Origin of the sequence: Fulvivirga sp. (assembly GCF_040220315.1) — a bacterium.
Taxonomy (GTDB): domain Bacteria; phylum Bacteroidota; class Bacteroidia; order Cytophagales; family Cyclobacteriaceae; genus Fulvivirga.
In genome coordinates this window covers 1-3727 of sequence record NZ_JAVJUY010000066.1, presented here as the reverse complement: position 1 = coordinate 3727, position 3727 = coordinate 1, and the positions used below count along the sequence as shown (strand labels likewise).

4 protein-coding genes are annotated in these 3727 nt (G+C 35.7%); all 4 read right to left on the bottom strand.

Translation table 11 applies throughout. The features are described from left to right. Window positions 1-1118: histidine kinase dimerization/phospho-acceptor domain-containing protein (locus RLO81_RS03000; RefSeq protein WP_350107031.1), on the bottom strand; the 1118-nt coding region annotated here is incomplete at its 3' end. A gap of 49 nt (window positions 1119-1167) precedes the next feature. Further along, window positions 1168-1845, bottom strand: a complete 678-nt coding sequence (locus tag RLO81_RS02995) for a DUF6989 domain-containing protein (protein WP_350107028.1) — start codon at window positions 1843-1845, stop codon at window positions 1168-1170. Beyond that, window positions 1846-3135: an oxygenase MpaB family protein gene (locus tag RLO81_RS02990; RefSeq protein ID WP_350107025.1), complete on the bottom strand. Its 1290-nt coding sequence runs from the start codon at window positions 3133-3135 to the stop codon at window positions 1846-1848. A gap of 98 nt (window positions 3136-3233) precedes the next feature. Further along, window positions 3234-3727: class I SAM-dependent methyltransferase (locus RLO81_RS02985; RefSeq protein WP_350107022.1), on the bottom strand; the 494-nt coding region annotated here is incomplete at its 5' end.

Genomic DNA, 3727 nt, shown 5'->3' with positions numbered 1-3727 from the left:
ATCACTCTTACCCGCAAATTCTCATTATCAACAGTAGTTTGAATTTTAACTTCTTTCCCTTTCTCTGAAAACTTAATAGCGTTTGAGAGAAGGTTTTCAAAGATCAAGGCAAAATAGGTTTCATCAGCATTTACTCGAGCTTTTGGAGCCTTATTTTCATAAACTATTTTAATGTTTTTTGTTTTGGCCGATTCTTCCACACCCAATATAAGTTCCTCCAAAAATTCATTTACATCAAATTCTTCATGCTGCAATTCCATATGGTTTTGATTAGACGCATCCATTTCCAATACCCTATTTACTAAATGCTGGGCACTGCTGGAAGCATCTAAAATCATTTTAGAATATTCATGACTCATAGTCTCATCTTTTTCGACCTCCATTAATGAAACAAGGCTGGAGATATTTTTAAGTGGACTTCTTAAGTCGTGCGATAAAACGCGAATTATGTAATCTTTTTCTTCAACGAGTTTAGACAAATGCTCAGATTGCATTTCAATCATCTCCTTCTGTTCCTGTAACTGAGCATTATTTTCCGCTAAACTATTGAGTGCTTTTGTTTGTGTATGCTCAAAAACAAATGAAATAAAGAGAATTATTAAAAGTAGACCGGGCACCACTGAAAGAAACCATAGTGTTTTAAATTCAGGATTATACTCTACGGGTAATTCATAGCCTTCAACTGCCAAAACGCCATAAATTACCATGACACTGAAAGAAATAACACCCCAAAATATAGCAGCAGACCTATTTACAACCAATAGTGCAAGAACCGGAATGGATATAATCCAGGGATAAATAGCCGACCACATACCGCCAGAAAAGTGAGTAAGGAATATGACCGCAAATGCGCCAATGAACACATAAATATTGCCTAATAAAACGATAGGTAATTTAGTTTTCACAAAAAAGGCTAGCACAATAAACCCGACAACATTAAATATCATAAGGTAAACGCCCTTATCGTACCCAAACAAATAACTAAAAAGAATGTATGAATTTGAGAATAAACTGGTAAGCCAGCATGCTCTAACCAAAAGTCTTGCCCGCCTTAATTCTTCTAAATCGCCAAAACGACTTGGGTGAATAAAATAGTCTATAAATGAAGCTATGTTCATTAATTTAAGATATATCTAAATGCAATATAACAATGATCTGTATCAAAATTTAATGTGCTACATGAAAAGCTATGATGGCACTGATTAAAATCCACACACCTTCTACAACGCCTAAACCGATTGTTTTGCCCACTTTGTTATGTTCTGAATAGTATACTAAGGCAGGCAATGAAAGTGAGATAAGTGCCTCACAAACAATAACATAGAGCGGTGCATTTAACACCATGGTAGTATTATTATGATACCACCACCAGCCTGCATCCTTAGCTAAATGCTCGTATATTGGAATATACATTCCACCTGCAATACACAAAAAAATGGATGCTTTCAATAAACCAAACCTTTTGGTAAGTAGTACTCCAACAAAGCTTAATTGAAGAATTACATTTGACCACGCAAATGGCATATATGCAGGTGAACTCCAAATCATTAACTCATTTCCAGGGTAAACAAGACTATTAATAGTGCTTACTAGGTAATGATCAGTAGCAAGTTCCAATATGCCTGCAATGGTTCCAAAAATCGCTAATCTTAATATTAACGGGTTATCGTATTTCAACGCATAAAACCAATAGAATATATATAAGGTATAGGTAATTATACTGGCAGAAATTGGCCCTGACGCTAAAATCGAGCTACCAAAAGACCAGCTTAATAAAATCCCTGAACTTGATAAAATGACTATGGTGGTCTTTTTATCTAGACCTGGATTATCTTGTGTATTCATTTAAATGTTTTGTTTCTTCCTTTGCCAAGCAATTCTATTCTCACCAATGGTTAACAGAGTTCTACTGTCTTCCCATTCATTTTCTAAATTCCAATTCTTTCTCAATGACGGTGGTATGTAAAAATTAACCTCCTTCCCACCATTAAAGTGGTGTATAATACCTTGCATTAATAATTTATTGAATGATTTAGACACTCTTTGTATAAACAGGTGATGCTCTAATTGTCCTATCCCTTTTGATATGAATTTTGAGATAGCCATGGCAATTCTTCCTTGCTTTTCATCACTCTTAGAAACACCAATATACTCCGCCAAATCTTTACTTGATGCCTTCGAGAAATCATCCAAGAAAGTGGCCATCAAGTAGGATGGCAATTCATGGAAAGCATTACCTGGAATCGTATGATTAATAAAATCGATACAAGCTTGTGTTAGCGCTTTACCGGCTTCAGAGGGTATGGCTTGATGTTTTAGTATTCTGGATGCCAAAGAAAATCCCTCGTCATATGTTGATGGTAATAGCTCTTCCTTAATACCCATTAAATAACCTACAACCTTCCAGGAATGCATATAGGCATTCTTTTGTTCTACCGACAATTCTATTCCCAAATGCCCTAGTCCGTTAATTATTACCGGAGCAAATGACATGAGCGTTCCTACTAGATCTTCCTGATTTATTGGCTCTCCATTTTCATGAACATCCCATGGTGCTCCATTGTAGCCTTTGGTTTTCAAGAAGTAACGAATAGATGCATGAATAAGCCTTATTTTCTGAATAGTAATAATACCTTTCCCTTCTGATTTCAAGCCGCCCTCAGACATTACATTCACGATCATTTGGGCAGTTTCCATCAGTCTCCTCGCTAATGGGTGAACGTTGCCACTGTGTGTTAGCAGCCTGCCAGTATCATAAAGCACTAAAGCTCCTTTGCCACAGGTATAACACATTGGTAATGAGCTCACATTCAGCAACATGAATATCTCTGGTCCATAAAGACTAAATACTTCTTCTCCTTTTTCTATCAGTTTTTGATCTGCCCAATCCGGTAATTTGGCTGATTCATCGATGTAGTTGTAGAGTATATCCTGGAGTTGTTGATCAAACTTGTTAAAGCTTGATTTTGTGATACTTGATTCGCTCACCAGTGTTTTAAAAACTTCATTTACTTGCTTATCAAAACCTGATTCTATGATGCTTTTCACAGTATTATCTGCCAACGGGTCTGTCATTTGCCGAAGCTGATCAAGTCTTTCATCGGAAACATTGGAGATATTAAAAGGGCTGCTCATGTTAGGTTTAAAGAAAAGTGAATCGCTAAATATAGGAAAAGATTCTAACCAAGAAAGCGTGCAAAATATAACCTCCTGATAATGTGATAATTAAATTTTCACAACCATGTACAAGTTGAGAATATTGGAAAAGTAACTACTAAGTCCTGGTTGCCCCACGTTTTCCGAAGGTCTTGAGAAATGAGATTAACAGGATTATGCCCGTTCTCTTTTTGATAGTGTTTCACTGCAGACCAAGTGTTAAGATATCCCAAATAATGATTTACACTCCAGTTTATTATTAGTAGAAAGCGTTTATTTTCAATATGCTTAAATGGGAAATTGATAGTGCCGTATTCATTATCAATGTGCTTTCTTTCTTCATCCCAATAAGAACCAATAATATTAAAGTAAAAATGCTTTATAATCTCATCAACTTCAGCATTAACATAATTTAACCCATATCCGAAGGCAAAAAGAACACCATCAGGTTTCAAAACCCTTTTCACTTCTTTAAAGAATTGATCGAAGTTAAACCAATGTAATGCCTGCCCTACAGTAACAAGATCAAATTGATGATCGTTAAAATGGGTTTTTTCTGCCACTTGAATAG